The organism is Saccharopolyspora sp. NPDC045941 (assembly GCF_056431445.1).
In genome coordinates, this window is record NZ_JBWKKU010000024.1 from 12,414 (window position 1) to 35,749 (window position 23,336).

The window sequence follows — 23,336 nt, forward strand, 5'->3', positions numbered from 1 at the left end:
GCGGCGCTGACCGCCGCTTGCGGGATTGTTGCGCTAATGGGCGCAGGCACGGCGTCCGCGCACGTTTCCGCACAGCCCGGCGAGGCGGCCAAGGGCGGCTACGCCAAGGTCGCCTTCCGCGTCCCGAGCGAGCGGCCGAACGCCGGAACCGTGCAGGTCAAGGTGAACTTGCCGGAGCAGTACCCGCTGAGCTCGGTGCGCACCAAGCCGATGCCGGGCTGGACCGTCGAGGTGGAGCGGGTCCAGATCGCGCCGGTCGAGGTGGCGGGCGCGCAGGTCACCGAAACTGTGCGCAGCATCACGTGGACCGCGCAGCCGGGCAACCGGATCGGGCCGAACGAGTTCAACGAGTTCGAGGCGACGCTCGGCGCCCTGCCGACCAACACCGACGAACTGCTGCTGCCCACCACCCAGACCTACGACAACGGCGAGGTCGTGAACTGGGACGCTCCGACGCCGCCGAACGGCGAGGAGCCGGAGCACCCGGCCCCGACGCTCAAGCTGGTCGAGGAGGCCGAGGAGGGGCACTCGCACGGCGGGAGCTCGCACGGCCAGGAGGCCGGCGAACAGGCCGCCGGCACCGGTGACGACACGGCCCGCTGGCTGGGCGGCGCCGGACTCCTGGTCGGCGCGCTCGGCCTGGGCGTGGGGGCCGGTGCCCTCGCGCGCAGCCGGAACGCCGGACAGGCTGCGAAGCAGCAGGAATCCGGGAAGGACGAGTCGTGAAGCGGTTGATGGCGGTCGCGGTGCTGGCGCTGGCCGCGCTGCTCGGCGGCGCGGGCACGGCGCTCGCGCACAACGTGCTGGTCAGCAGCGACCCGCCGGAAGGCGCGCAGCTGGCCACCGGGCCCCGTGAGGTCCGGTTGACCTTCGACCAGCCGGTGCGCACCGGCGAGGGCTACAACACGGTCAACGTGGTCGGCCCGGACGGCACGTACTGGACCGACGGGGAGGTGCGGGTCGAGGGCAACTCGGTCGTCGCGCCGGTCCGCGAGCTCGGCCCGGCGGGTGTCTACACGGTCGGCTACCGGGTGCTGTCCAACGACGGCCACCCGGTGCCCGGCAAGGTCACCTTCACGCTGACCGCGCCGGGCGGGGGCACGCCGGCCCCGGCCCCGCAGAACGCGGACCAGCCCGGCCAGCAGGCGGAGTCGGCGGAGTCCGGCGGCATGCCGATCTGGCCGTGGATCGTGGGCGCGGTGGTCGTGGTCGCCCTCGGCCTGGTCCTAGCCCTGCGCCTGGGCAAGCCGAAGGACTGACGCAAGAAGGGGCGCCCCAGGCCGGGTCTCTCGACCGGGGGCGCCCTCGTTTTCGCGCCGGGACACGTCGAGCACCTGGCCCTTCCTGCGCAAGGTGACCGGTTACTTGCTGCGCAGCCGGATGCGGTCGAAGACCGCCGGGTCGAGCGTTCCGGCGCGGCCCACGGCCCGGGGCTGGACCATGAACCACGGCTGGGCGCTCTCCCGCGCCGCGCGCACCGGCACGAAACCCTGGTCCACCAGCGAAATCGCGTAGTCGACCGACACCTCGCAGAGGTCGTTGAGCGCGGCCGTGCCGTGCCACGGCATCACCCCGGCGCCGCCGAGCGGGACGAACCGCAGCCGGCCCGCTGCCGGGCGGATGGACAGGCTCATCCGCACGCAGCCCTCCCGCCACAGCACCGAGTAGTCGAGTTCCTCGTCGACGTGCTTGTTCGCCAGGTAGGTGATCGTTTCCCGCCACGCCGTCGCCAGCAGGTCGCCGCGCGCCCTGCGGATCTCGGCCGGCACCGCCGGATCGGTCAGGTCGAAGGGATTCGCGTAGATCCGCTGCGACCCCGCGAACGGATCGCCGCCGGTGCAGGGGACGTCGACGGCCTGCAGCACGGAGCGGAACAGTTCGGCGAACCGCGGTCGCCCCGGCCCGGCCGGATCCCGGGCGTCGGCTTCCCCCAGCGCCGCCCGCGGATCGCGGCGGACGTCCAGGCCGGCGAACGCCGTGGTGTACCGGTCGCGGTGCTTCGCCAGCAGCCCCGGCCGCTGCGTGCGGTCGCCGCACCGCGGATGCGCGTCGGCGGCGTCGTCGAAGTCCTCGACCGCCACCACGTCCCGCAGCCCCGCGCTTTCCACCTGCGCGACCAGCTCCCGGTGGTAGCCCGCGTAGCGGTCCGGCTCCCGGAACCTGAAGTGGCTGGCATCGGTGAGCGCCCGCACCGCGATGCCCGGCGGGTGGATCTGCCGGACGGCCTCGTCGAGCTGCCGCAACCGGATCAGCATGGCCAGCTCGGCGAGGTCGGGCAGCCCACCGAGCGCCTTCAGCCGGGAGCCGTCCTGCTTCAGCGACGGCCCCACCACGACGAACGGGATGCGCTCACCGGCCTCGATCGAGGCGAGCATGTCCCGTTCGGCCGCCTCGGGCGGATACACCGTCCTGGACGCGCCGAACGGCTTCGCCGTCACGACCCGCCACACCGCCCGGCAGATCGCCGCCGGATCGGCGCGAGCACCGACCTCGCGGCCGAGCCGCCACCCGTCGGCCACCGCGGTCGCGACCAGCGAGTCGACGATCCGCGCCTGCTCCCCCGCGGTCAGTTCCACGCCGTGCGACCAGATCGTGGGGCGGGTGCTGAGGTCCCCGATCCGCAGCCTGCTCAACGACGTCACGTGCGACAGCTGCGGCGCGTCGGCCGAGTGCCCGCGCCCCAGCGGAACCGGCTGCGGCAGCGACTCGAACGTCCGTATCCCGACTTGGTCTCCACCGTCCACAGTGAACCCCGGTGGACGTGCGGCCACCACCGAGGCGGCGGGGAACGCCGCCCGCAGCGCTTCGCGATTGCCGGCCGAGTCGTCGAAGGCGGCGACGAGCTCGTGCTCCGGCATGTCGTGCAGCGCCGCGACCTTCTGCCCCGCGACCGGACCGTCATCGGTGGTGCGCAGGTCGAGGTGGCCGAGTCCGTGGCGGCTCAGGACCTCTTCGGTGGCGGCCCGCATCCGGTGGCGGCGACCGGTCAACCAGACGACCCGGGCACCGGCCTGTTCCAGGTCCCGGACGAATTCCACCAGGCCCGGCGCCGGTTCGTCGGTCAGCAGGGCTTCCCGGTGCCACGCGACGTTCTGGCGGTACTCGGCGTACAACGCGCCCCAGTCGAGTTCGGAATACCGCGCCGGCAGCCCGTTCGCCGCCAGGAACGGGCGCCAGCCCGGCCGGTACAGCCCGGGCAGCACGTCGAGCCGCGCCGGGGCGGCGAACTCGTCGATGCCGTGCGCTTCGCCCAACCGGCGCAGCGCCTCGCCGACCCGGCGCTTCGGGTGCAAGGCGCAGAAGTCGAGGTCCACGGCGACCAGCGGGCGCGGCAAGCCAGGCTCGTTCCGGCACCGCGCGCTGCGCGCCCGGACCAGCCGGACGACCCGGCTGAGGATCTCGTGCTGCTCCGCCGCGACGACGTGCACGAAGCGGAGCCACGGGTGGTCACCGGCGAACGCGGCCGCGGTCGACTCGGCCAAGTGGCGCAGTTCCTGCGCGATGACGCGGTCGAACGCGGCCCGGACCCGGTCCTGCTCGTCGCCGCTGATGAGCACGCACGCGGCCGCCAGCTCGTCCAACTGCTCGTCCAGCGCGGCGACGACGCCCGGCACCCCGGACCACGTGCGGCGGATCCCGCCGAGCACGATGCGCCCGGTGGCCGTCGCCGCCGAGGCCAGCTCGACGCCGAGCTCGCCGGCCGGCAGGAAACCCCGCGCCAGCAGCCCGCGGAACGTGATCAGCAGCGGCCGGACCACGAACTCGGCGAGGTGCTCCGGCGCCGTCCAGCCCGGCGGCCGGCCGGCCACGATCCGCTTCAACCACAGCACATCGCCGGGGAACTCCCAGCGCGCCAACTCACCCAGGGGGATCGCGTTCCGCGCCGCGGACAGCGCTCCCACCGCCCGGTGCTCGCCGGTCCCGGCCGTCGCCACGCAGTAGAGCCGCAGCAGCGGATCCTCGTCCAGCAATTCCCCCAGCTGCTCCGACCGGACATCCGGACCGCACAAAACCATCTCCAATCCAATAATTCCGGAAAAAACGCACGCACCATGAAGTCCCGCTCGCGTGCGCGAGCGGGCAGCGCAAAAATCAGCGATCACTCCCGAGCGAATTCGCCCGCGCTCGGGCAAGAAACACCGGCACCGCGGGCACTACCGGCTCGCGATACCGGAAAAGCGACTACTACCAGGGAAAACGTCGAATTCGCCCCGACCGAACCGGCCCGCGCCGATCGTCGAAGCCCCAGTTCAACCGACGCGTCGGCGCGCAGACACCCGACGGGACCGCCGATGACGCGCCCGTCGCCGAGTGGTCATTCACCATCGGCGAGCTGCACGAGCGGGACGCAGCAGTCGCCTTCCAGCCGCTGCACCGCGATCCGGCCGCAGCGCTCCAGCTCCTCTCGGGTGATCCAGCCCGCGGCGTAATGGCGGTAGGCCTGGGCCAGCAGGACGAGCTCCGCGAGGTGATCGGCGTGCCGGCGTCGGAGGTCTTCGGGCAACCGGGGCAGCGAACCGGCCTGGCTGTCCACCACGTCGTCGAGCACCTGCGCAGCGCACAACGCGTGCGCACGGCGCCAACGCGGCATCCGCGGCAAGAACTTCGCGATCCTCATCGACAGCCCGTCCCGTAGCAACGCACCGATGGAGCAGTTCGCCCGTATGGTTTACCCCTTCCACCGAACGCTCGTCAGCAGAAATTGCCCAACGAACGCGGCGATCGACCCAACATCGCCCGTTCGGCCTAGCAAACGACCGGATCAGCTGTACGGCACCCATTGCGTGAAGAGATCTCCGTCCCTGATCGTGCGCAACCGCTGGTGCAGTTGCTCGCGAACCCCGGGATTGCTGCGCAGAATCGGGAGCACCCCGGTGGTGATCTTCAGCTCGCGCAGTTCGCGCAGCACGGGAAAGCCTTCCCAGCGCGTGATGTCGAATCCGTAGGCCCTGGCCAGGTCGTCGTGCCAGCCCGGCGGGTGCCCCATCCGCAGGCGCCCCACCGCGATCGGCGTCAGATCCCACTCCGGCGGGCCCATGCACAGCGAATCCAGGTCGCACAGCAGCGGCCCGTCAACGCCGCCGATCACGTTGCCGAGGTGCGCGTCCGCGTGGATGACGCTGCGCGCCAGCGGGAACCGCAGCTCCGCCAGGCGCTCTTCCAACACGTCGCAGCGCTGCGCGAGGAACCGGTGATCGGCCGGATCGATGTCCACCGCGTCGGTCAGCCTGCGCCGGATGTCGGCCATCGGCTGCCAGTCCAGGAACGTCGGGGACGGCGGTTTCGAGTGCATCTGGCGCAACAGCTCGCCGAGGTCGGCGCCGCCGGGCATCGGCCCGGTCTCGGGCACGTACTCCCAGAAGGTCGCCAGGTGTTCGCCCACCTGGACCGGCTGCTCAAGACCCGGCAGCAGGCGCACGGCGGGAACCCCGTGCGAGGCCAGCCAGCGCGCGGCTTCCACGGCGTTGAAGGCTCGATAGGTGAACGACGGGGAAAGCACGACGCGGACGACCACGCGGTGGTCCCGAAGCAGGAAAACCCCGTTGTTGACGATTCGGAGCAATCGCGCGGCGGTCGGGTCGAGGCCGACGGCGGCGCAGATCTCGGTCAGTGCCAGCTCCAACTCCGGCGGGATGCACCGACCCTGTTCCAGTGGTTGTGTCTTCATGCTCATCGTTTCGGACCGACGGCACCGCTGCCCCGGCGCGCCGAGCTCACACCCGGCGGAACCGCCGGACGGCCTCGAACAGGTCGCGGACGTCGGAATTCATCCGGTGCTTGCTCGCTTCGAGCTCCAGCGGCTTGAGCCGGTCGGCGACGCGCTGGGACTTGACCCGCTCGCCGTGCTCCAGCGCCCGCCGCCCGACCTTGACGCCCTCCTGCAGGTCGCCGGCCCGGATGTGGTTGGTGGCCTGCAGGCTCAGGCCGAAGACGTGGGTGCGCGCCATGTCCGCGCCGTAGGCCTCGTTGCACTTGATGGTCTCGGCGACGGCGATCGACGCGTGCTTCTTGGGGTCGAACACCGACAGCGCGTCGTGCGCGGAGCCGATCATGCCGTGCAGGTCGTTCTCGGTGAAGAAGCGCACCCAGTCCGGCGCCTCGTCGGCGCGGGCGCGGGCGAACTCGTCCTTGGTGCGGCCGACCATCTTCCGCACCTGGTCCGGCTTGTTCAGCATGCCGTAGGCCCAGGCCTCGTTGGCGCACAGCACGGCCACGGTCAGCGCGGAACCGGAGTCCTGCGCGGCGATCTGGCCCAGCTGGAACAGCTTCAGCGCCTCGTTGGGCTCCTCGTAGTGCAGGTAGACGCGGCCCATCCGGTACAGCACGCTGGCCACCAGGCCGTCGTCCTCGGCCTGCTTCGCGAACTCCAGCGCCTTGCCGAAGTGACCGCGGGCGGGGTCGAGCAGGCCCACGTCGAACGAGGTCCAGCCGGCCAGGCTGTGCATGTCCGCCAGCGCCACGAAGAGCTGCTTGCGCACGGGTTCGGCGGCACTGGACTCGAGCAGCTGCTGCGCCCAGGACAGCTGTGCCACCACGGCGTCCCGGCAGGTTCCGCCGCCGTAGCGGTAGTCGAGGTCGCGCAAGGCCTTGGTGGCGGCGTGGATCTGCTGCACGTCGGTCATGCCGATCCGGGTCGGCGCCGGGGTCTGGGCATTGGCCGGCAACCAGGAACTGGTTTCGGTGCCGAAGACCGCGGCGCCCATCGTCACCGCCGCGGCGTGGGACAGGAACTTCCTGCGCTTCACCGACTCGTCCTCCTCAGCGTCGGGGGCGTTGGTCGCCTTCGCGACCCGCATCGCGGTCGCCCCGTCGTACGCGAGGCCCATGTAGCCCCGCGGGATACCCAGCCCGTCGGCGATCCGGGCGAGCACGTCATAAGCCATGACCTGCCGCCCCTTGAGGATCTCGGACACCTCGGATTGCGACTGCCCCGTCGAGGCTGCAATCTGTCGCTGCGAAACGCCGTGCCGGCGAAGCTGCCGGTAGATCTCACTGACGTCCCGCCGGGCCAGTGCATCCCGCATTTCCCGCTCGTTCCAAACGTCGGGTGTAACGGGAGAGCCGCCAGAACCGATGATGTTCATTTAGACCCCCTGACGCTCTGCTCGGGCGTTGGTCGCAGAGTAAGGGCACTGCTGCATCCCGGTGAAGCGCGTATCGGTAGAGGTGATCGGCAGCGGTGAAGTCCACCGACCGCTCGTCGTTGCCGTTGGCCCGGTTATCGCCTGCGCCCTAGGCGCGACGCCCCGGTCCGTTCCAATCTAGTCACCACAGGCAACCGAGCACGAACGGGAACGGTGACGCGAGATGCGGGAAGCACAGGGCGGGAACGGCCGGTCGGCCGGCTTCCCCTCGGCCCCCGCGGAAAGCCGCCGGTGGTGGCGAGTGGACTGCCGAGACGTGGCGAACTCGCACCGCTTCCTGGACGTGCTGGTCAACCGGGACAGGGTGGTGCTCGTCGGACCGCCCGGCCACTCCGCGACGCTGTCGGCCATCGGCCTCGGCCAGTTGTCGGTCGCGTTGCGGGATGCCGCTGTGCAGGCGAGAAAGTGACGGTGACGTTTCGGTGGATGAGATCCTGGGTCAGGTGCTGCGAAGTGCGGTGCGAGAGCGGCTCGACATGTTGACCGAGCTCGCGAACCGCGCGGACGCCCCTTCCTTGCTCTCCGTTGCGCGTTCCGAACTCCCCCGGCTCACGGAGGGGTGGCGGACGCTGCTCACCGCGCACGACGCCGACGAAAAGGGCAACTGCCCGGAGTGCTCCAGCCGCTGGCGCCCGCAGAAAGCACCGTGTTCGGTGTGGCGCACGGCTTACGAGCACCTGGTGGCAGGTGCCCTGGCACCCCGTCCCGCACGGCACCAGCGCCCGGCGCACGCTTTGCGCCCGGCCGCGCCGGTGCCGTAAGCAGGCGGACTCGGCCCCGGACAGCATCACCTCCTCCCCGACCCGGGTAGCCGAGAAACCGCCAGGCGGCGGTCGATGAGCGGATGGTCGTGTTTCCCCGACCTCGACCACTCGATCATCGGCCGCCGCCGCGAAAACTCCACATCGGACCGGCTGGCACGCCAGCGCGGTCACCCAGATTTCCGCGGGCCGGTGCTGACGCACTCCCCTCCCCCCGACCGGTGCCGGTCCGCGGAACTCCAACCACTCCGGTCACGCCGTTTCCCCGGACGGCCCCGGAGTCTGGAAAGGCCCTGGAGCTCGATTCCCCGACCGAGCCCAGGGCCTTTCCACGTCCGCACGACCGACCCGTGCGCACTTCTTGCTGCTATGGCGACAAGAAGTGCGCACGAGTCTCTCAGCGGAGGCGGGCCTCGACCGCCGGGTAGTCGGTGTAGCCCCGCTCGCCGCCGCCGTAGATGTGGTCGGCGTCCACCGGTGCGAGCGGGTGGCCGCCTGCGAACCTGATCGGCAGGTCGGGGTTGCTGATGAACAACCGGCCGTAGGACATCACGTCGGCGAGACCGGATCGCAGGACGCGTTCCCCGGCTTGCCGGGTGGTCGGTTCGGGGCCGTTGAAGTTCGCGATCAGCGTTCCCGCCCACCGGGGCCGCAGATCCGCCAGCGCCGGGTAGTTCCCGCGTTCCACGATGTGCAGGTAGGCGAGCCCGAGCGGTTCGACGGCGTCGACCAGGGCCCGGTAGGTGCCTTGCGGATCCTGCTCGGCGATGTCGTTCTCGGGGTTGTCCGGCGAGATCCGCAGTCCGACGCGGTCGGCGCCGACCTCGGCGGCCACCGCTTCGACCGCCTCCACCGCCAGCCGCAACCGGCCGCTGCGGGAACCCCCGTAGCCGTCGCCGCGCACGTTGGTGTTCTCCGCGAGGAACTGCTGGATCAGGTAGCCGTTGGCGCCGTGCAGTTCCACGCCGTCGAAGCCCGCCCGGATCGCGTTCCTCGCCGCCACGCCGAAGTCCCGGATCGTGGCGTCGACCTCGGCGGTGGTCATGGCCCGCGGCGTGACGTGGTCGAGCAGGCCGTCGGCGGTGAAGATCGTGCCGGAGACCGCGCGGGCCGACGGCGCGACGGGGAGCTCGCCGAGCGTCCTCGGATGGCTCATCCGGCCGACGTGCCACAGCTGGGCGAAGATCCGGCCGCCGCCGGCGTGCACGGCATCTGTGACGTGCCGCCAGCCGGCGACCTGCTCATCGGTGACCAGGCCGGGGATCCCGGGCCCGCCCTTGCCGAGCCGGTTCGGCCAGATCCCCTCGCTGACGATCAGCCCGGCGGCGGCGCGCTGGGCGTAGTAGTCACCAGTGATCGCGGCGGGCACTCCGGTGCGGTCGTCGGCGCGTCCCCTGGTCATCGGGGCCATCGCGATCCGGTTGGGCAGGCTCAGGCGCGCGCCGCGGTACGGCTGCAGCAGCGGACCGGTGGTCTCGATCGTGGTCATGGGTGGCTCCTGGAGTTCCGGTGCGGTCAGCGGGCGAGGGCGATCGCGTCGATCTCGATCTGCCAGTCCGGTCGGGCCAGCGAGGACACTTCCAGCAGCGTGTCGGCGGGGTACGGCTCGGCGAGGAATTCTTCGCGCAGCTCGATGACCGCCGGCAGGTTCGCGGCCATGTCCCGGACGAGGATGGTCACCTTGACGACGTCGGCGAGGGTGGCCCCGGCCGCGGCGAGTACCCGCTCGATGTTGGCGAACGCCTGCCTGCCCTGGGTCTTGAAGTCGCCGCCGACGGTGCGGCCGCGTTCGTCGATGCCCGCCTGACCGGAGACGTGGATGAACCCACCGGCCTTGATCGCCTGCGAGATCCGGTACGGCTCGTACCAGTCGGGATCGGTGGCGATGCGCTCGATGTCGGTGGCGGTCATGGCCGTCCTCCAAGTTTCATGCTCAGTATTTGTATGTGCATGCATATTTTGAGCATTCATGTACCTTGATGTCAACCACGACCGCCGCGACACCTGGGAGACCCGATGGCCGAGCCCGCTGCGGACGATCAGCTGTGGAGCCGGGTCGTCACGTTGTCCGGCCGGGTGGAGAGCGAGCTGGCCAAGGCCATGCAGCGCAAGCACCGGTTGGGCCTGTCGGAGTACCGGGCGCTGTGCCACCTGGCCGACGCGGACCAGGGCGAGCTGCGGATGCAGGAGCTAGCCGACGCCGTCGGGCTGAACCAGAGTTCGGCGAGCCGCCTGGTCGCCAGGCTGGAATCAGCCGGGTTCACGGTCCGCGACCACTGCCCGGCCGACCGCCGCGGCGTCTACAGCGTCATCACCGAAGCCGGACGCGAACTGCACGCGGCGGCCCAGCCCACCTACCTGGCGGCACTGGCCGCCGCGCTGGACCGCGCCGCCGCCGACCCCGACCTGGCCACCACGGTCAAGGCACTCCGCGGGTAGGACGTTCCACCCGGCGCAGCAACCGGCGCGCACTCCTTGCCGCTGCAGAGGCTGTTCTGGATGTGGTCGCGGCAGATCGGCTGGTGGCTTCGAAGTGGCGAGGCGAACGGCCTGTTCACCTCGCCTATCGGAACAGACGGGCCGTTCACCCCACACCAGCCGATGCCGGACAGCTGCAGCGAACGGACCGTTCACCTCGCCTGTCGAGGCGAACAGGCCGTTGACTCCACCAGCCAACGGCGACTCACCACTGCCTGGGGGTTCGCGGACAGCCGCTACAGCGACACTGGGCCGCTACTTCCGGCGGAGGCGGGCCCTGGCCGCGAAGTCCGGGTCGAGCCGGATCCCCGGCGGGGTCCGCGATCCCCTCGGGGCCGGGACCGCCGCGCCGATCGCGCCCGTCAGGTGGGTTCGCTGGGACGGGACCATCAGCCACGGCTGGCGGGGGCCGAGCAGCGGCGAGTACACCGGCACGAAGCCCTGGTCCAGCAGCGAGATCGCGAAGTCCACCGCCACGTTGCCGCGGTCGTCGAGCACCCCGGTGCCCTGCCAGGGCAGCAGGCCGGAGCCGCCGAGGTAGGTGAACCCGAGGCAGCCTTTGCGGACCGCGCTGAGCGTCAGCCGCACCCGGTTCGGGAACATCCGCTCGTAGCCGAACTCCTCGTCGACCTGCATCGTCGCCATGTAGCGGAGCACCGTGTGCCAAGCCCGGCGCAGCACCGCGCAGCGCGCCTGGCGCACCTCGGCCGACACGGTCTGGTCGGTCACGTTGTAGATGTCCGCGTAGACCGCCGTGGACCACTCCAGCCGGTCCGTGCCCGCGGGCACCACGACCGGCACCGAATACACCAGCGACATCAGGATTTCCCGGAACAGCCCGATGACGTGCGGCGCGAACTCGCCCATTTCGGCGGTGCGCAGGTGCACCAGCTCCAGCGTCCGCAGCGGGTTGTCGGTGATGTCGAAGGACCTCAGCGACTCCGCGAGCAGCCGGCGGTAGCGGGCGACCCGCGACGTGTGCTCGGCCTTCAGCCCGGGTAAGCCGAGCCGCTGCTCGGCGACCGCGTCGATCTCCTCGACGGTGGTCCGGTCGCCGATGCCGACCAGGTCGACGTACTCGCGCAGCTTCTTCTGGTACGCGTCGGTGATCGCGTGCGGGCGGCTCCGGAAGTGCCTGCCGTCGGTGAGGATGTTGAAGTGCAGGCCGGGCCGGTGCACCGCGCTGACCGCCTGCTGGAGCTCCCGAAGCCGCGCCATGGCACCGAGTTCGGCGAAGTCCGGCAGCGGGCCGCCGGCCTTGAGCCGGTTCAGGCACTGCTTGACCGGGAAGCCGAGCAGCACCACCTCGATGGGCTCGCCGCGGCGCACGAACGGTTCGGCGTCGCGCCGCAGGTCGGCGGGTTGGTAGTTGGCGCGGGAGCCCTTGATGAACTGCTTGCGGGTGAACACGTGGTGCAGCGCCGCCAGCACCTGCTCGGGTTCGCTGCGCTCGTCGATGCCGAACTTCGCGACCGCGCTGCGCCCGGTCCGCGCCGCCGCCCGGTCCGCGTCGGCCACCACCGAGTCCACGATGGACAGCGATTCCTGTTCGGTCAGGTGCACGGCCCAGCGCTGCGCCTGGCGGTTCTTGCGCAACGCGCCGATCTGCAGTTCTTCCAGCGAATGCGTGTTGGACAGCCGCTGACCGCTGCGCGTGCCGGGCCGCGGCGTGGTCTCGAAGGTGGCGATCACCGCGGCGGCATCGGCCACCGGCTGCGTCGGGAGTCGTTCGGCGGCCAGGCCGGGGATCTCGACGGCGACCGGAAGGGCCCCGCCGAACTCCTTGGTCACGGCGATGCGGTTCGCCAGCTCGTCGTCGAAGACCGCCACCACGTCGACATCGCCGAGCTCGCGGAGCTTCTCCACCTTCAGCTCCGTACGCGGGCGGCCGCCGTCCTCGGACAGGCACAGCAGCGTCGCGCCCGGCACCCCGGCGGCAGCCAGCACCTCCTCGGTGTGCTCGCGGAACCGCTCGCGCCGACCGGTGCAGAACACCACCCGCCCGCCGGCGTCCTGCACGTCCCAGACGAACCGGGCCAGCCCGGCGTTCACGCTGTCGGTGCGCAGCTTCTCCCGCGGCCGGGCCAGGAACGAGCGGGTGAAGTCGGCGCGCACCTCTTCCCAGTCGACGGACGGGTAGCGCTCGCGCAGCCCGCTGTGGGAGACGAAGTTCTGCCAGGTGGCGGCCGCGTGGGTCGGCAGCAGCGGCAGCGTGCCGGGGCCGGCCAGCTCCAGGATGCCGCCCGGCGCGCCCGGCCGAGGCCCCGAGACCGAGCGAGCGGCGTCCAGGATCCGCTGCAGCGGCACGAGCCCGCACAGGTCGACGTCGATCACAACCGCGGGCTGCGGCAGCCGGTCGTCCCAGCGGCGCCGGCGGGTGCGCTGCTGGACCCGGTCCAGCACCGATTTCAGCACCTCGTCCTGCGCTTCCGGCACGGTGTGGACGTAGCACTGCAGCGGCTGTTCGCCGGAGAGCAGCTCCGCGGTGCGCGGCCCCAGGAAGCGCAGTTCCTCGGCGATCACCCGGTCGACGGCCCGCCGCACCCGGCTCTCCCGCCGCGCGGATTCGAGGCGGCTGAACCCGGCGCTGAGCTCGTCGAGGGTCTCCACCAGCGCGCGCGCTCCCGCCGACACCTCGGCGCGGGTCGGCTCGTGGCTCACCCGCAGGTAGTCGGTCACCACGATCCGGCCGGTGGCCTGCAGCTCCGGCGAGAGCTCGAAGGCGATTCCGCCGCCGCCCAGGGCGAACAGCCCGATCCCGTGCACGTCCAGGGCCAGCCGGAAGGTGCGCAGCAGCGGGCGGACGAAGTGCTCCAGGAAGTACTCGAGTTCGTCCTCGCGCCGCTCGAAGCGGTTGTCCAGCACCACGCGCAGCAGACCGGGGGTGCCGTCGTCCACCGGTTGCAGCAGCGTGGCCAGGTCGGTCGCGATGGTGCCGCCGGGGTGCGTCGGATGGGCGGGCGCGGGCTCGGCGATGCGGGTCAGCGCGGCCGAGCCGGTGCCGGTGTCCACCACGACCGCGGGCACCGGCTGGGTGGCGCAGTGCATCCGCAGGTCCGGATCGGATTCCACAATGGACGACAGCCGCTCCCAGCCGCGCAGTTGGCGCAGGGCGCGCTCGCGGGGACCGGCGGCCTGCAGCTGCACGGTGCGCTCCGGCCCGCTGACGGTGATCCGCTCGGCGGGGAACGGCACGCTGCGGTTGGGACCGAGCACCGCGGCGAAGCAGTCCTCGGCGAGCTGGTGCCGGGTCGAGGTCAGCAGGTCCGCGCGGTCGGCGGGCAGCGGCACCGAACCACCGGTGTCGCGGTCCGCGGCCAGCGACCGGGTCAGCCGGTGCAGCCACGCCGGGTCGAACACCCGGCGGGTGCGGCGCAGCCGGACCAGCGCGCGGTAGAGATCGGACCAGTTCGGATCGTGCCCCAGCGGCAGCCCCGCCCCGGCCCCGGCGCCGCTGAGCTGCAGCGATCCCCCGGCCGAGCGCTCGACCCGCAGGCCGTAGCCACCGGCGGAGAGGAGGTCGTTCGCGGCCGGGATGGTCAGCGGGTGCCACAGCCCGGGCGGCACGTCCGCGGCCGTGGCGGGCGGGCTCGCCGGTGCGGCGAGCTCCGGGGACAGTCGCGCGGTCACGGGGCTGCGGTGCGCGTCGCGCGCGTGGCAGCCGAACAGGCACGGGTACCGGCGGCAGGTGTGCCACCGCACCAGGTTCTTCCCCCAGTCGATGTCCACCTGGCAAGCAGAGCACGTGGCACGGCGGGAAAACGAGGGGCGGCCGGGCAGTAACCCACGATGACCTTTCTGTCACTGAGAATGACGGCTCGGATCACACTAGATAGCGACCTTGTGCGCTGACAACATGACTCACTGCATATGCCAACGGTGTAACGCGACAAGATCCGCAGGTCAGAGACCCGCCCAGAAAGCACCCGATGACCAACCAACAGGGTCTGGTCAAGCCATCAACAAAGAAATCACCCAAACGACTGATACCGTCCCCGGCATGTCCGGAGCGCACGACCGCCCGCGGGCCGGGAAACTGTGGACATCGCCGGCACCGGGAGAAACACCCGGAACCAGCCGGTGAACCAGACCGCCGAGTCGAACTCGGCAACCATCTCCCCCAGGGCTCCCCTGAAAGAGAATCATGGTCGTGGTCGGCAAGATGGTCAGTGAACATGATCAAGGAGTCGCCTTGCCTGCCGAAGTAGCCCCGTTGCGCCGGAAGCCGGTCCAGCAACGCAGCGCACAACGTGTGGAGAAGATGCTCTCGGCCTGCGCCGAGCTGATCGACGAGGTGGGCTATGACGGTTTAACCACCACGCTCATCGCCGAGCGGGCCGGCGTCGCGGTCGGCTCGCTCTACCAGTTCTTCCCGGACAAGCGCGCCGTGGTCCAGGAACTCACGCTGCGCAACCTGGACCGCTTCGTGCGCACCGTGTCGGCCCGGTTCGACCAGCTGGAGCTGGCGCACTGGTGGGACGCGGTGGACGCCGTCTTCGACGTCTACCTGACGATGCACCGGGAGGTCCCGGCGTTCAGCCGGCTGCACTTCGGCGACGTGGTGGACCTGCGGCTGCTGGATCCGAGCAAGGACAACAACGCGGTGATCGCGGAGAAGCTGACCGGGCTGATCGCCGAGGAGTTCAGGCTCGACCCGGCGGACCTGCTGCTGCCGCTGGCGGTCGCGGTCGAGGCGGCGGATGCGGTGCTGCACCTGGCTTTCCGGCGCGATCCCGCCGGCGAGCCGACGCTCGTCGCGGAGGCGAAGGAACTGGTGCGCGGCTACCTGTCCAACCGGATGCCCGAGGATCAGCCGAAGGATCTGCCTTCGCCGCGGTAGGTCGGCACGGTGGCGGTCAGCCGGTCGGCCGCCACCAGGTGGTAGTGCGCGAACCGCTCGGCGGGCTCGCCCGCCTTCGCGTGCCGGAACCACACCCGGTCGCCGAGCCGGAGCCGCCCGGCCGCCGCCCCGGCCACGGGCGTCTGCACCTCGCCGGCGCCTTCGGTCGCGAGCAGCCGCAGGCCGCCCGGCGAGTGCGGCACGGGCACCCGGTCGGCCCCGACCGGCCCGGAAGCGAGGTAGCCGCCGCCGAACAACGTCGCGATCCGCGCGGTGGGGCGGTGCACGACGGGCAACGCGTAGAACACCGCAGGCCGCGGGCGGAAGGAGCGGTAGCCGTCGAACAGCGTCGGGCCGATCAGCCCGGAGCCGGCGGCGACCTCGGTGACGGCTCGTTCCGCGGCGGTGCCCTCCAGGCTGCCGGTGCCACCGCCGTTGACGAACTCCAGCGGGGTCAACGCCTGCACCGCGCGCACCACGGCGGCCCGGCGTTCGGCGAGCTCGGCGGCCGACCGGCGCTGCATCCAGCGCAGCGCGGCGGCCTTCATCGGCTTGCCGTGCGGCGCGTCGCCGAGCCCCGCGATCTGGCCCTCGTACGCCATCAGCCCGACCAGGCGAAAACCCTTGCGGCGCAACACCGACTCGGCGATCCGGCGAGTCTGCGCGACGGTGTGCACCGGGGAGCGCCGGGTGCCGACGTGCAGACCGGGCAGCGGCCGCCAGGCCGCGTCGACCTCCAGGCAGAGCCGGATGGCGGGCCGGTCGGGGCCGAGCGTCGCGTCGATGAGGTCGAGGTGGTCGACGGAGTCGACCATGAGCGAGATCGACGCGGCGGCGGCCGGGTCGGCCGCGAGGTCGCGCAGCGCCGAGCGGTCGACGGTCGGGTAGGCGACGAGGACGTCGTCGCTGAGTCCTTCGCGGTGCAGCCAGATCGCCTCGGCGAGGCTGTAGCACATCAGCCCGGCGTAGCCCGGGACCTGCAGCACCCGGTGCAGGAGCTCGCGGCAGCGCACCGACTTCGTCGCCACCCGGATCGGCCGCCCGGCGGCCCGCCGCACCAGGTCGGCGGCGTTGTGGTCGAACGCGTCGAGGTCGACCACCGCGAACGGGGGGTCGAGCTCGCTGGTGATCTCGTCGAACCGGCGCACGGGGACAACAGTAGGCCGAAAACTCTTGTTATGTGAATCTCCTTCACATAATTTCTCCGCGATGGCACCCGAAGGAGGGTTGGCGATGCAGCGTTGGACCAACTGGGCGGGCACTGCCACCGCCACGCCCAGCGCCTTGGTGGCGCCGCGCGACACCGACGAGGCCGCGGCGGCGATCCGCGACGCGGCCCGCGGCGGCGGCACCGTCCGGCCGCTGGGGACCGGCCACTCGTTCTCCGGCATCGGCTCGCCGGACACCGGCTGCGCCCTGGATCTCTCGCACTGGTCCGGGATCGTGCACGCCGATCCGCACACCGGGCTGGTCAAGGTGCGCGCCGGCACGCCGCTGCACCGCCTCAACGCCGAGCTCGACGGGCTCGGCCTGGCGATGGCGAACCTCGGCGACATCGACCGGCAGACCATCGCGGGCGCCATCTCGACCGGCACCCACGGCACCGGCGCCGGGCTCGGCGGCCTGGCGACCCAGGTCGCAGAGCTGGAACTGCTGCTCGCAGACGGCACCGAGAAGCGCTGCTCGGCCGCGGAGAACCCGGAGCTGTTCGCCGCCGCCCGGCTCGGGCTCGGCGCGCTCGGCGTGATCACGACCGTGACGCTGCGCTGCGTGCCGGCGTTCTCGCTGGTCGCCGAGGAACGACCGGCGCGGCTGGACGACGTGCTGGACGGCTTCGACCAGCTCGCCGACGACAACGACCACGTCGAGTTCTACTGGTTCCCGCACGCCTCGAACACGCTGGTCAAGCGGAACAACCGGCTGCCCGCCGGGCAATCGCCGCGGCCGCTGCACCCGCTCCGGCACTTCCTGGAGTACGAGGTGCTGGAGAACCGGCTGTTCGGCGCGGTCTGCCGGCTGGGGCGCGCGGTGCCCGCATCGGTGCGGCCGCTCAACCGGTTCTGCGCCGCGACCTGGTCCGCGCGTTCCTACAGCGACAGCTCGCACCGGGTCTTCACGACGCAGCGCAACGTCCGGTTCGTCGAATGCGAGTACGCCGTGCCGCGGGAGGCGCTGCGCGACGTGCTCCAGGAGCTGCGGGCCGCGGTCGGCCGGCTCGACGATCCGGTGATGTTCCCGGTGGAGGTGCGGGTCGCGGCCGCCGACGACGTGTGGCTGTCGACCGCGTACCAGCGGCCGTCGGCCTACATCGCGATCCACCAGTTCCGGGGCATGCCGCACCGGCACTGGTTCGACGCGTTCGAGGACATCGCCGGTGCGCACGGCGGACGGCCGCACTGGGGCAAGATGCACCGGCTCGACGCCGCGGCGCTGCGCGAGCGCTACCCGCGGTTCGACGACTTCCGCCGGGTGCGCGCCGAGGTCGACCCCACCGGGGTCTTCCGGAACACCTACCTGGACCGGGTCCTCGACGCCTGTGGATAACTCCCGCAATTTCAATGGAAATCAGAGGTCCGATTTCCATTGAAATTGCGGCCTACGGGTCAGCGGAGGGCCGCGCGGACGGCCTCGGGGATCGGGGTCTCGCCGTTGACGAGCTCCAGGGCACGCCTCGCCGCGGCGGGCTGGTCGAGCAAGGCCAGCAGCACCGCGGCGACGTCCGCGCGGGTCACCTCGGCCCGGTCGACCGATGCCGCCAGCGCGACGCGCCCGGTCGGCGGGTCGTCGGTCAGGCGACCCGGCCGCAGGATCGTCCAGTCCAGCGATCGCGGCCGGAGGTCCTGCTCCGCCGCGCGCTTGGCGTCCAGGTACGCGCCGAACACCGGGTCCACGTCCGGCGGGTTCGGGCGCGTCGTTCCCATCGAGCTGACCTGCAGGAATCGGCGAACTCCGGCCCGCTCGCAGGCGTCCGCCAGCAGCGCGGAGGCCGCGCGGTCCACGGTGTCCTTCCGCGACTCGCCGCTGCCCGGACCGGCCCCGGCGGCGAACACCGCGGCGTCCACATCGGACAGCAGAGCGGCGAGCGCATCGGCGTCGAGCCGCTCCAGATCGGCCAGCTGCGGCTGCACCCCATCGGCGCGGAGGTCGTCGGCGTGGTCGGGGTTGCGGATCAGCCCGAGCACGGCGTCACCGCGCTCGACGAGCATCGCCCCCAGGTGCCGCGCGATCTTCCCGTGCGCCCCGGCAATCACGATTCGCATGCCGCCCAACCTAGGGCACATGCGCCCGCACAGCCTGTGGACAACTCACCACAGGCTGTGGACAACTCGCCCCGTCGGTCGTGAGTGCGCAGCCGGGTGGCGCGCCCGATTGCGCTGCGCACTCACGACCAGACCCCAGGGGCTGGCTTCGGGGTTCAGCGGCGCGACGGGGCGGGGGCCTCCGTCGCGAGCAGCTGCTGGTAGACGACCTCGTTCACCCAGCGGGACACCGCGGTGTGCTCGACCGGCGGGGCGTCGTCGAAGCACCGCCCGTCCAGCTCCACCTGCACGTCGTCGCCGTCGGCGCTGAGCACCGCGATGCCGAACTGGCGGGCGCGGATCAGGCAGGTCGAGGCGAAGTCCGGGGCCACCGCGACGTTGCGCGGCACCACGATGGCGGCGCTGGCGAACCGGGCGAACGGCACCGCGGCGGTCAGCGCGCTGCGCCAGTGCCGGGCCGGGGCGAGGACGCCGGTGACCCGGGCCGCGGGCGGCGGCACGCGCCCGTCCATCTCCGGCCACACCCAGGTGGCGATCTCAGCGCGGTCCAGCACCGGACCGCTGCCGAAGCACAGGCGTTCGGCGTGCGCGTCGGGGAGCAGCTCGGCGGTCGCGATGATCTGCCGCCCGAGCAGCTTCACGGGCGGCAGCACGCTGCCCGCCCAACCCAACGTGTCCACCGACCGCTGGGCGAGCCGGCCCATGGAGGCGGCGAGCCCCAGCGGGGACCGAAGCTGCGTCGTCGAGCAGGCTCGGAGCTCGTCCTCGGTCCATGCACGTCCCGGCATTCCGGTCACGGCGTTCCGCCTCCCTCATGCACTGCGCTTGCACTCCGCGGCCTCCGACAACGGGGCCACTGCCGACTTAAACAGCTCGGAGCGGGTTTTGCGCTGCTCACGGGGGTCCCTGCGACCGGCGGCGGGCATCGGTCGGTGACTGGTCGACGAATGACATCAGGACTTCAGCCCAGCGATGCCGCCATTCAGGTGATGCCGGTACGGCACCTGCCAATCGGGTTTTCCGCGGCCACCCGAGGCGAATACGGCCGGCCCCGCAAAACGACCACCGGCGGGGCGGTCAGTGCGACAGCAGGTCGAGGTTGATCCGCTCCTGCTCGACGAGCCGCTGGCGGATGCCCTCCGCGGCCGGCAGCAGCGGCTTGACCAGCTTCGAAACCTCCGCGCGGGCGCTGTGCGCCACCACGCCGAGCGCCGCGACGACCGTGCCGCCCGCGTCGTGCACCGGGACCGCGACGGAGCAGTTCCCGAGCGTCATCTCCTCGTTGGCCTGCGCGAATCCCCGGCTTCGCACGGTCTGCAGCTCGCGCCCCAGCCGACCGGGCTCGGTGATGGTGTAAGCGGTGTAACGGGACAGCCCGCGTTCGCAGTAGTGGTGCATCACCGTGCTCGGCGCATGGGCGAGGAGCACCTTGCCGACGCCGGTCGAGTGCAACGGCAGCCGACCGCCGCTGCGCGAGATGATCGGCACGGCCCGCGGCGTGGTCAGCTTCTCGACGTAGACGACCTCCAGCCCGTCGCGGACCGCGAGGTGGACGTTGTCGTGGGTGTTCTGGCACAGCTCCTGCATGTACGGCAGGGCGATCTCGCGGAGCCGGCTGTTCACCGGCGCCAGCAGCCCGATCTCCCACAGCCGCAGCCCTATCGCGTAGCGGCCGTCGCCGTCGCGCTCCAGCGCACCCCACATCTCCAGCTCGCGGACCAGCCGGTGCGCCGTGGCCAGCGGGATCTCCGCACGCCGGGCGATGGCGGTGAGGGTGAGCCGGGTGTGGTCGATGTCGAAGGCGGTGAGGACGCTGAGCGCCCGAGCCGTGACCGACCGGCCAGGATCCCGGCTGTTGCCCGCCATGACTTCCTCCCGTGCAGGTGCTTGAACTGTTCTGCGTAGCGGTGCCGGTAGCGGAGCAAGCTGCGAGGGCGGGCTGAGCGGCTGTGCCGCTGCGAGGGCATGCACGTGCCCGCCTCCAGTGTCGACCCCGACGATGCGCAAGCCCAGCACAGTCCGCGGCTGTCGCCAAGATCTGTTTTACCGCGCACCGACGAGGTATCGGAGCAGCCATCAGGCGAGGCCGAGCAGCGCGGTGAACGCCTCGGCCTGTTCGACGTTGGCCAGGTGCGCGGCGTGCGGCAGCACTTCCAGCCGGGCATTGGCGCCGATCCCGGCGACGATCGCGGCGCCGTGCTCCGGCGGCGTGGCGGGATCTTCGTCCCCGGCGACGACCAGCGTCGGCGCGGTGATGGCGGGCAGGTCGGGGCGCAGGTCGGCGCGACCGATCAGCTCCGAGCACAGCGCGTACGCCTCGTCGTCGATGCTGGCGATCATCGCGGAGTAGATGGCGGTTTCGGCATGGCACTCGCGGAAGTGCGGGGTGAACCAACGCTCGATGGTCGGCGAGACCAGCTCGTTGGTGCCGTGCTCGCGGGCGGCGGCGGCCCGGTCGAGCTCGACCTGCTCCTGCCCCAGCCAGGCGGAGCTGCAGCAGATGGTCAACGCCTCGATGCGGTCGCCGGCGTGCGCGCCCAGCCACAACCCGACCATCCCGCCGAGCGAGGAACCCATGAACGAAGCCCGCGGCACCGCCAGGTGGTCGAGCAGCGCGAGAACGTCCGCACCGAGCTCGGCCAGCGTGTAGGGGCCGGGCAGCACCGGGGACTCGCCGTGCCCGCGCTGGTTGTACCGAACCACGCGGTACGCGCCGTTGAGCGCGTCGAGCTGCGGATCCCACATCTCCCAGGTGCAGCCGAGCGCGTTGGACAGCACGAGAACGGGAGCGTCGGGACGCCCGGTCTCCCGCCACTCCAGGCCGAGTCGTTCCCACCGAGTCACGGAAGTCCCCCTGTCAGCTCACAACCCGAGCAGCGCCCGCATCCGCGCGTATTTCCGTTCAAGCCGCTCCCGCGTCACCGCGTCCAGCACGGCCAACCGCGCGGGATCGGCGTTGTGCGCCAGATCGGCCTCCTTCACCAGCAGTGCTCCAGGAGTTCCCAAGATCCGGGCGGCGTAGTCGGCGGGATCCTCACCGGCCCGCTTCGTCACGGCCAGCACGATCGCCTTGGTCTCCGGCGGCAGCGCGGCGGCCAGCAACCATTCCTCGGAGAGGGCGTCGTCCTCGACGGCGTCGTGCAACCAGGCGGCGGCGACCTGCGCATCGCTGCCACCCCGCTCCCGAACCCCGGAAGCGACGGCGGCCAGGTGCTCGACGTATGGCCGCCCGGCCTTGTCGACCTGCCCGAGATGAGCGCGCGCGGCGATGGAAGCGACCTCATCGAGCCCCAGAACCGGACCAATCACACCGAAACCGTACAACCGACGGCGAAGGAGAAACCTGTTCGCTGTCCGCTGAAGAAGAACCCGGCATCAAAGCCCCAAACACCCCAAACCACACGCATAAGGCGGCCCAGCCCAACGAAAACCCAACAACGACCAGGAAAAGCGACCTTCGCCACACCCCAAGCGAAGCACCAGAGGTTCCCGCTGGTCACGGGCCCGTGAGCGCTTTGGGACGCCATAGCAACCCAAAACACGCACGACCCCGACCAGCAAGAACAGCAGAACACCAAGAAAAGAAAGAAGAGCCACAAAGCCCGTCACCACGCACCCGAGGACCGAAGGACCGAGGCCCCAAGCCACGGCGAACGGAAGGCAGAGCGGCCAAGTCGCAAGAAACGACCCCGGAGAACCGACGAAGAGAAGCAATGACCAGGCACAAAGCCAGGAGTAAGGAGAGACGGCAGGAACGGGGAGGAGAAGAAGGAAGAAGCGACGTACCCCACAGGCTGGTCGCTGAGCAGGCCGGGAACGCTCGAGAGGTGAGGAGCAGCACGAAAAGCGCCCACCGCACCGTGGGGGCCTACGGGGGCTCGGCCCCCGTACAGATATAGGAAGAGGCCCCCCGGCGAAGCATGAGCCGGGGAGCCTCTTCCGAGTGGGCGAGGAGGGAGTTGAACCCTCACGTCCTTTCGGACACACGGACCTGAACCGTGCGCGTCTGCCATTCCGCCACTCGCCCGTGGCTTGCCTGGAAGCTTACCTTGCTGTCTTCCGGGCCTTGGCACCGGGGTTGCTTTCGCTTCCCGCTGCCCTGTTGGCGAGAAGAAGATTAGCACGGGCTGACGAGGGGGTTCGGCGGGGGGTTGGACGAGTTGGGAACAGGGCGGTGTCTTGACCCGTTGGCCCAGATACGATGGTCGCCAGGAGTCGTACGCGTGAAGGGATTTTGCCGTGGGCCTCGTGCAGCGCTTTGAGCGCCGACTCGAAGGCATCGTCGGTAACGGCTTTGCGCGCGTGTTCGGCGGAAAGGTCGTCCCTCAGGAGGTCGCCCAGGCTCTGCAGCGGGAAGCCGAGCTGCAGGTCCGGGAGCTCGCCGGGGGACGGCTGCTCGCTTGCAACCACTACGTGGTGCAACTGAGCCCGTCCGACCACGATCGGCTCACCGGTGATGAGGCCCGGGTGACCGACCTCCTCGCCGACTGCGTTCAGGAGCATCTCACCGAGCAGGGGTGGGACACATATGGTGACGTCGTAGTCTCCCTGGAGCGCTCTGAGACGCTGCACACGGGACAGTTTCGAATCAGCTCGACCGTCGACCCCGACGTGACTCGACGGCCGGCACAACCGCGTACCGCAGGAGACCGACCCATGAGCCAGCCACCAGGCCACTACCCCCAGGGAGATCCGTACAACCAGCAGGGGCAGTACGGCTACGACCAGGGTTACGGCCAAGGCCAAGACCCCAACTACGGCTACGGCCAGCAGCAGCAGCCGCAGCAGCCCGGTTATGACCAGGGTTACGGCCAGCAGCCGCAGCAGCCCGGTTACGACCAGGGCGGCTACG

21 protein-coding genes and 1 tRNA gene are annotated in these 23,336 nt (G+C 71.1%); 8 read left to right on the forward strand and 14 right to left on the reverse strand.

Annotation, left to right across the window (positions count from 1 at the left end; translation table 11 throughout):
- Positions 1-36 precede the first annotated feature (36 nt).
- Together AC07FN_RS20550 and AC07FN_RS20555 are read left to right on the forward strand one after the other, a co-directional pair.
- On the forward strand, positions 37-726 hold the full coding sequence (locus tag AC07FN_RS20550; protein WP_478397048.1) for a YcnI family copper-binding membrane protein: 690 nt from the start codon (positions 37-39) through the stop codon (positions 724-726).
- A complete protein-coding gene (locus tag AC07FN_RS20555; protein ID WP_478397049.1) occupies positions 723-1,259 on the forward strand; it encodes a copper resistance CopC family protein in 537 nt (178 codons plus the stop codon). Before AC07FN_RS20550 ends, AC07FN_RS20555 begins: the two co-directional genes overlap by 4 nt.
- A 102-nt stretch (positions 1,260-1,361) precedes the next feature.
- Here the strand turns inward: AC07FN_RS20555 and AC07FN_RS20560 are convergent, their stop codons facing one another.
- From AC07FN_RS20560 to AC07FN_RS20575, 4 genes are all read right to left on the reverse strand, one after another.
- Positions 1,362-4,016 carry a hypothetical protein gene (locus AC07FN_RS20560; protein ID WP_478397050.1) on the reverse strand — a complete coding sequence of 885 codons (2,655 nt, stop codon included), beginning with the start codon at positions 4,014-4,016 and terminating at the stop codon, positions 1,362-1,364.
- A 299-nt stretch (positions 4,017-4,315) separates the two neighbouring features.
- Entirely contained in the window at positions 4,316-4,618 is a 303-nt protein-coding gene (locus AC07FN_RS20565) for a hypothetical protein (RefSeq protein ID WP_478397051.1), read from the reverse strand.
- A 144-nt stretch (positions 4,619-4,762) separates the two neighbouring features.
- On the reverse strand, positions 4,763-5,668 hold the full coding sequence (locus AC07FN_RS20570) for a phosphotransferase enzyme family protein (protein WP_478397052.1): 906 nt from the start codon (positions 5,666-5,668) through the stop codon (positions 4,763-4,765).
- A 46-nt stretch (positions 5,669-5,714) separates the two neighbouring features.
- On the reverse strand, positions 5,715-7,085 hold the full coding sequence (locus AC07FN_RS20575) for a helix-turn-helix domain-containing protein (RefSeq protein WP_478397053.1): 1,371 nt from the start codon (positions 7,083-7,085) through the stop codon (positions 5,715-5,717).
- Between the two features lie 223 nt (positions 7,086-7,308).
- On the opposite strand from AC07FN_RS20575, the gene AC07FN_RS20580 reads away from it, so the two are divergent.
- Both AC07FN_RS20580 and AC07FN_RS20585 read left to right on the forward strand, forming a co-directional pair.
- Positions 7,309-7,554 carry a P-loop NTPase family protein gene (locus tag AC07FN_RS20580; protein WP_452619483.1) on the forward strand — a complete coding sequence of 82 codons (246 nt, stop codon included), beginning with the start codon at positions 7,309-7,311 and terminating at the stop codon, positions 7,552-7,554.
- 13 nt (positions 7,555-7,567) lie between these two features.
- Positions 7,568-7,906, forward strand: a complete 339-nt coding sequence (locus AC07FN_RS20585) for a hypothetical protein (RefSeq protein ID WP_478397054.1) — start codon at positions 7,568-7,570, stop codon at positions 7,904-7,906.
- Between the two features lie 397 nt (positions 7,907-8,303).
- Here AC07FN_RS20585 and AC07FN_RS20590 read toward each other — a convergent pair whose 3' ends face one another.
- Positions 8,304-9,395 (reverse strand): alkene reductase, encoded by a 1,092-nt coding sequence (locus tag AC07FN_RS20590; RefSeq protein WP_478397055.1) that lies wholly within the window; start codon positions 9,393-9,395, stop codon positions 8,304-8,306.
- Positions 9,396-9,421: 26 nt separating this feature from the next.
- Positions 9,422-9,817, reverse strand: coding sequence for a RidA family protein (locus tag AC07FN_RS20595; RefSeq protein ID WP_478397056.1), 396 nt, complete (start codon positions 9,815-9,817; stop codon positions 9,422-9,424).
- A 105-nt stretch (positions 9,818-9,922) separates the two neighbouring features.
- Here AC07FN_RS20595 and AC07FN_RS20600 point away from each other — a divergent pair, with 105 nt between their 5' ends.
- Complete coding sequence (locus AC07FN_RS20600) at positions 9,923-10,345, forward strand: MarR family winged helix-turn-helix transcriptional regulator (protein ID WP_478397057.1); 423 nt, start codon at positions 9,923-9,925, stop codon at positions 10,343-10,345.
- 294 nt (positions 10,346-10,639) lie between these two features.
- Here the strand turns inward: AC07FN_RS20600 and AC07FN_RS20605 are convergent, their stop codons facing one another.
- Entirely contained in the window at positions 10,640-14,113 is a 3,474-nt protein-coding gene (locus AC07FN_RS20605) for an L-tyrosine/L-tryptophan isonitrile synthase family protein (protein ID WP_478397058.1), read from the reverse strand.
- 433 nt (positions 14,114-14,546) lie between these two features.
- Between AC07FN_RS20605 and AC07FN_RS20610 the strand changes: the two genes are divergently transcribed.
- Positions 14,547-15,224, forward strand: coding sequence for a TetR/AcrR family transcriptional regulator (locus tag AC07FN_RS20610; protein ID WP_207954118.1), 678 nt, complete (start codon positions 14,547-14,549; stop codon positions 15,222-15,224).
- On the opposite strand, the gene AC07FN_RS20615 is transcribed toward AC07FN_RS20610, so the two are convergent.
- The gene (locus AC07FN_RS20615) at positions 15,194-16,372 is read right to left on the reverse strand and encodes an amino acid deaminase/aldolase (protein ID WP_478397059.1); all 1,179 of its coding nucleotides are present in this window, start codon (positions 16,370-16,372) and stop codon (positions 15,194-15,196) included. The genes AC07FN_RS20610 and AC07FN_RS20615 overlap by 31 nt on opposite strands.
- Positions 16,373-16,457: 85 nt before the next feature.
- Between AC07FN_RS20615 and AC07FN_RS20620 the strand changes: the two genes are divergently transcribed.
- A complete protein-coding gene (locus AC07FN_RS20620) occupies positions 16,458-17,768 on the forward strand; it encodes a D-arabinono-1,4-lactone oxidase (protein ID WP_478397060.1) in 1,311 nt (436 codons plus the stop codon).
- 59 nt (positions 17,769-17,827) lie between these two features.
- On the opposite strand, the gene AC07FN_RS20625 is transcribed toward AC07FN_RS20620, so the two are convergent.
- The 6 genes from AC07FN_RS20625 to AC07FN_RS20650 form a co-directional block, all read right to left on the reverse strand.
- A complete protein-coding gene (locus AC07FN_RS20625) occupies positions 17,828-18,484 on the reverse strand; it encodes an SDR family oxidoreductase (RefSeq protein WP_478397061.1) in 657 nt (218 codons plus the stop codon).
- Between the two features lie 155 nt (positions 18,485-18,639).
- Entirely contained in the window at positions 18,640-19,272 is a 633-nt protein-coding gene (locus tag AC07FN_RS20630) for a hypothetical protein (RefSeq protein WP_207954119.1), read from the reverse strand.
- A gap of 289 nt (positions 19,273-19,561) precedes the next feature.
- On the reverse strand, positions 19,562-20,350 hold the full coding sequence (locus tag AC07FN_RS20635) for an IclR family transcriptional regulator (RefSeq protein ID WP_478397062.1): 789 nt from the start codon (positions 20,348-20,350) through the stop codon (positions 19,562-19,564).
- Between the two features lie 210 nt (positions 20,351-20,560).
- The gene (pcaD, locus tag AC07FN_RS20640; protein ID WP_478397063.1) at positions 20,561-21,328 is read right to left on the reverse strand and encodes a 3-oxoadipate enol-lactonase; all 768 of its coding nucleotides are present in this window, start codon (positions 21,326-21,328) and stop codon (positions 20,561-20,563) included.
- 18 nt (positions 21,329-21,346) lie between these two features.
- On the reverse strand, positions 21,347-21,793 hold the full coding sequence (locus AC07FN_RS20645; protein WP_478397064.1) for an HD domain-containing protein: 447 nt from the start codon (positions 21,791-21,793) through the stop codon (positions 21,347-21,349).
- A 635-nt stretch (positions 21,794-22,428) separates the two neighbouring features.
- Positions 22,429-22,511, reverse strand: a tRNA-Leu gene (locus AC07FN_RS20650).
- 212 nt (positions 22,512-22,723) lie between these two features.
- Here AC07FN_RS20650 and AC07FN_RS20655 point away from each other — a divergent pair.
- The coding region (locus tag AC07FN_RS20655) for a DUF3662 domain-containing protein (RefSeq protein WP_478397065.1) at positions 22,724-23,336 on the forward strand (613 nt) is incomplete at its 3' end.

What these genes read in the sequence shown, in the direction of transcription:
- AC07FN_RS20550 (WP_478397048.1), top strand. Translation starts at nt 37, where the DNA reads ATGGGCGCAGGCACGGCGTCCGCGCACGTTTCCGCACAGCCCGGCGAG.
- AC07FN_RS20575 (WP_478397053.1), bottom strand. Translation starts at nt 7,085, where the DNA reads ATGAACATCATCGGTTCTGGCGGCTCTCCCGTTACACCCGACGTTTGG.
- AC07FN_RS20610 (WP_207954118.1), top strand. Translation starts at nt 14,547, where the DNA reads ATGGTCAGTGAACATGATCAAGGAGTCGCCTTGCCTGCCGAAGTAGCC.
- AC07FN_RS20570 (WP_478397052.1), bottom strand. Translation starts at nt 5,668, where the DNA reads ATGAAGACACAACCACTGGAACAGGGTCGGTGCATCCCGCCGGAGTTG.
- AC07FN_RS20560 (WP_478397050.1), bottom strand. Translation starts at nt 4,016, where the DNA reads ATGGTTTTGTGCGGTCCGGATGTCCGGTCGGAGCAGCTGGGGGAATTG.
- AC07FN_RS20635 (WP_478397062.1), bottom strand. Translation starts at nt 20,350, where the DNA reads ATGGCGGGCAACAGCCGGGATCCTGGCCGGTCGGTCACGGCTCGGGCG.
- AC07FN_RS20590 (WP_478397055.1), bottom strand. Translation starts at nt 9,395, where the DNA reads ATGACCACGATCGAGACCACCGGTCCGCTGCTGCAGCCGTACCGCGGC.
- AC07FN_RS20630 (WP_207954119.1), bottom strand. Translation starts at nt 19,272, where the DNA reads ATGCCGGGACGTGCATGGACCGAGGACGAGCTCCGAGCCTGCTCGACG.
- AC07FN_RS20565 (WP_478397051.1), bottom strand. Translation starts at nt 4,618, where the DNA reads ATGAGGATCGCGAAGTTCTTGCCGCGGATGCCGCGTTGGCGCCGTGCG.
- AC07FN_RS20595 (WP_478397056.1), bottom strand. Translation starts at nt 9,817, where the DNA reads ATGACCGCCACCGACATCGAGCGCATCGCCACCGATCCCGACTGGTAC.
- AC07FN_RS20600 (WP_478397057.1), top strand. Translation starts at nt 9,923, where the DNA reads ATGGCCGAGCCCGCTGCGGACGATCAGCTGTGGAGCCGGGTCGTCACG.
- AC07FN_RS20580 (WP_452619483.1), top strand. Translation starts at nt 7,309, where the DNA reads ATGCGGGAAGCACAGGGCGGGAACGGCCGGTCGGCCGGCTTCCCCTCG.
- AC07FN_RS20625 (WP_478397061.1), bottom strand. Translation starts at nt 18,484, where the DNA reads ATGCGAATCGTGATTGCCGGGGCGCACGGGAAGATCGCGCGGCACCTG.
- AC07FN_RS20620 (WP_478397060.1), top strand. Translation starts at nt 16,458, where the DNA reads ATGCAGCGTTGGACCAACTGGGCGGGCACTGCCACCGCCACGCCCAGC.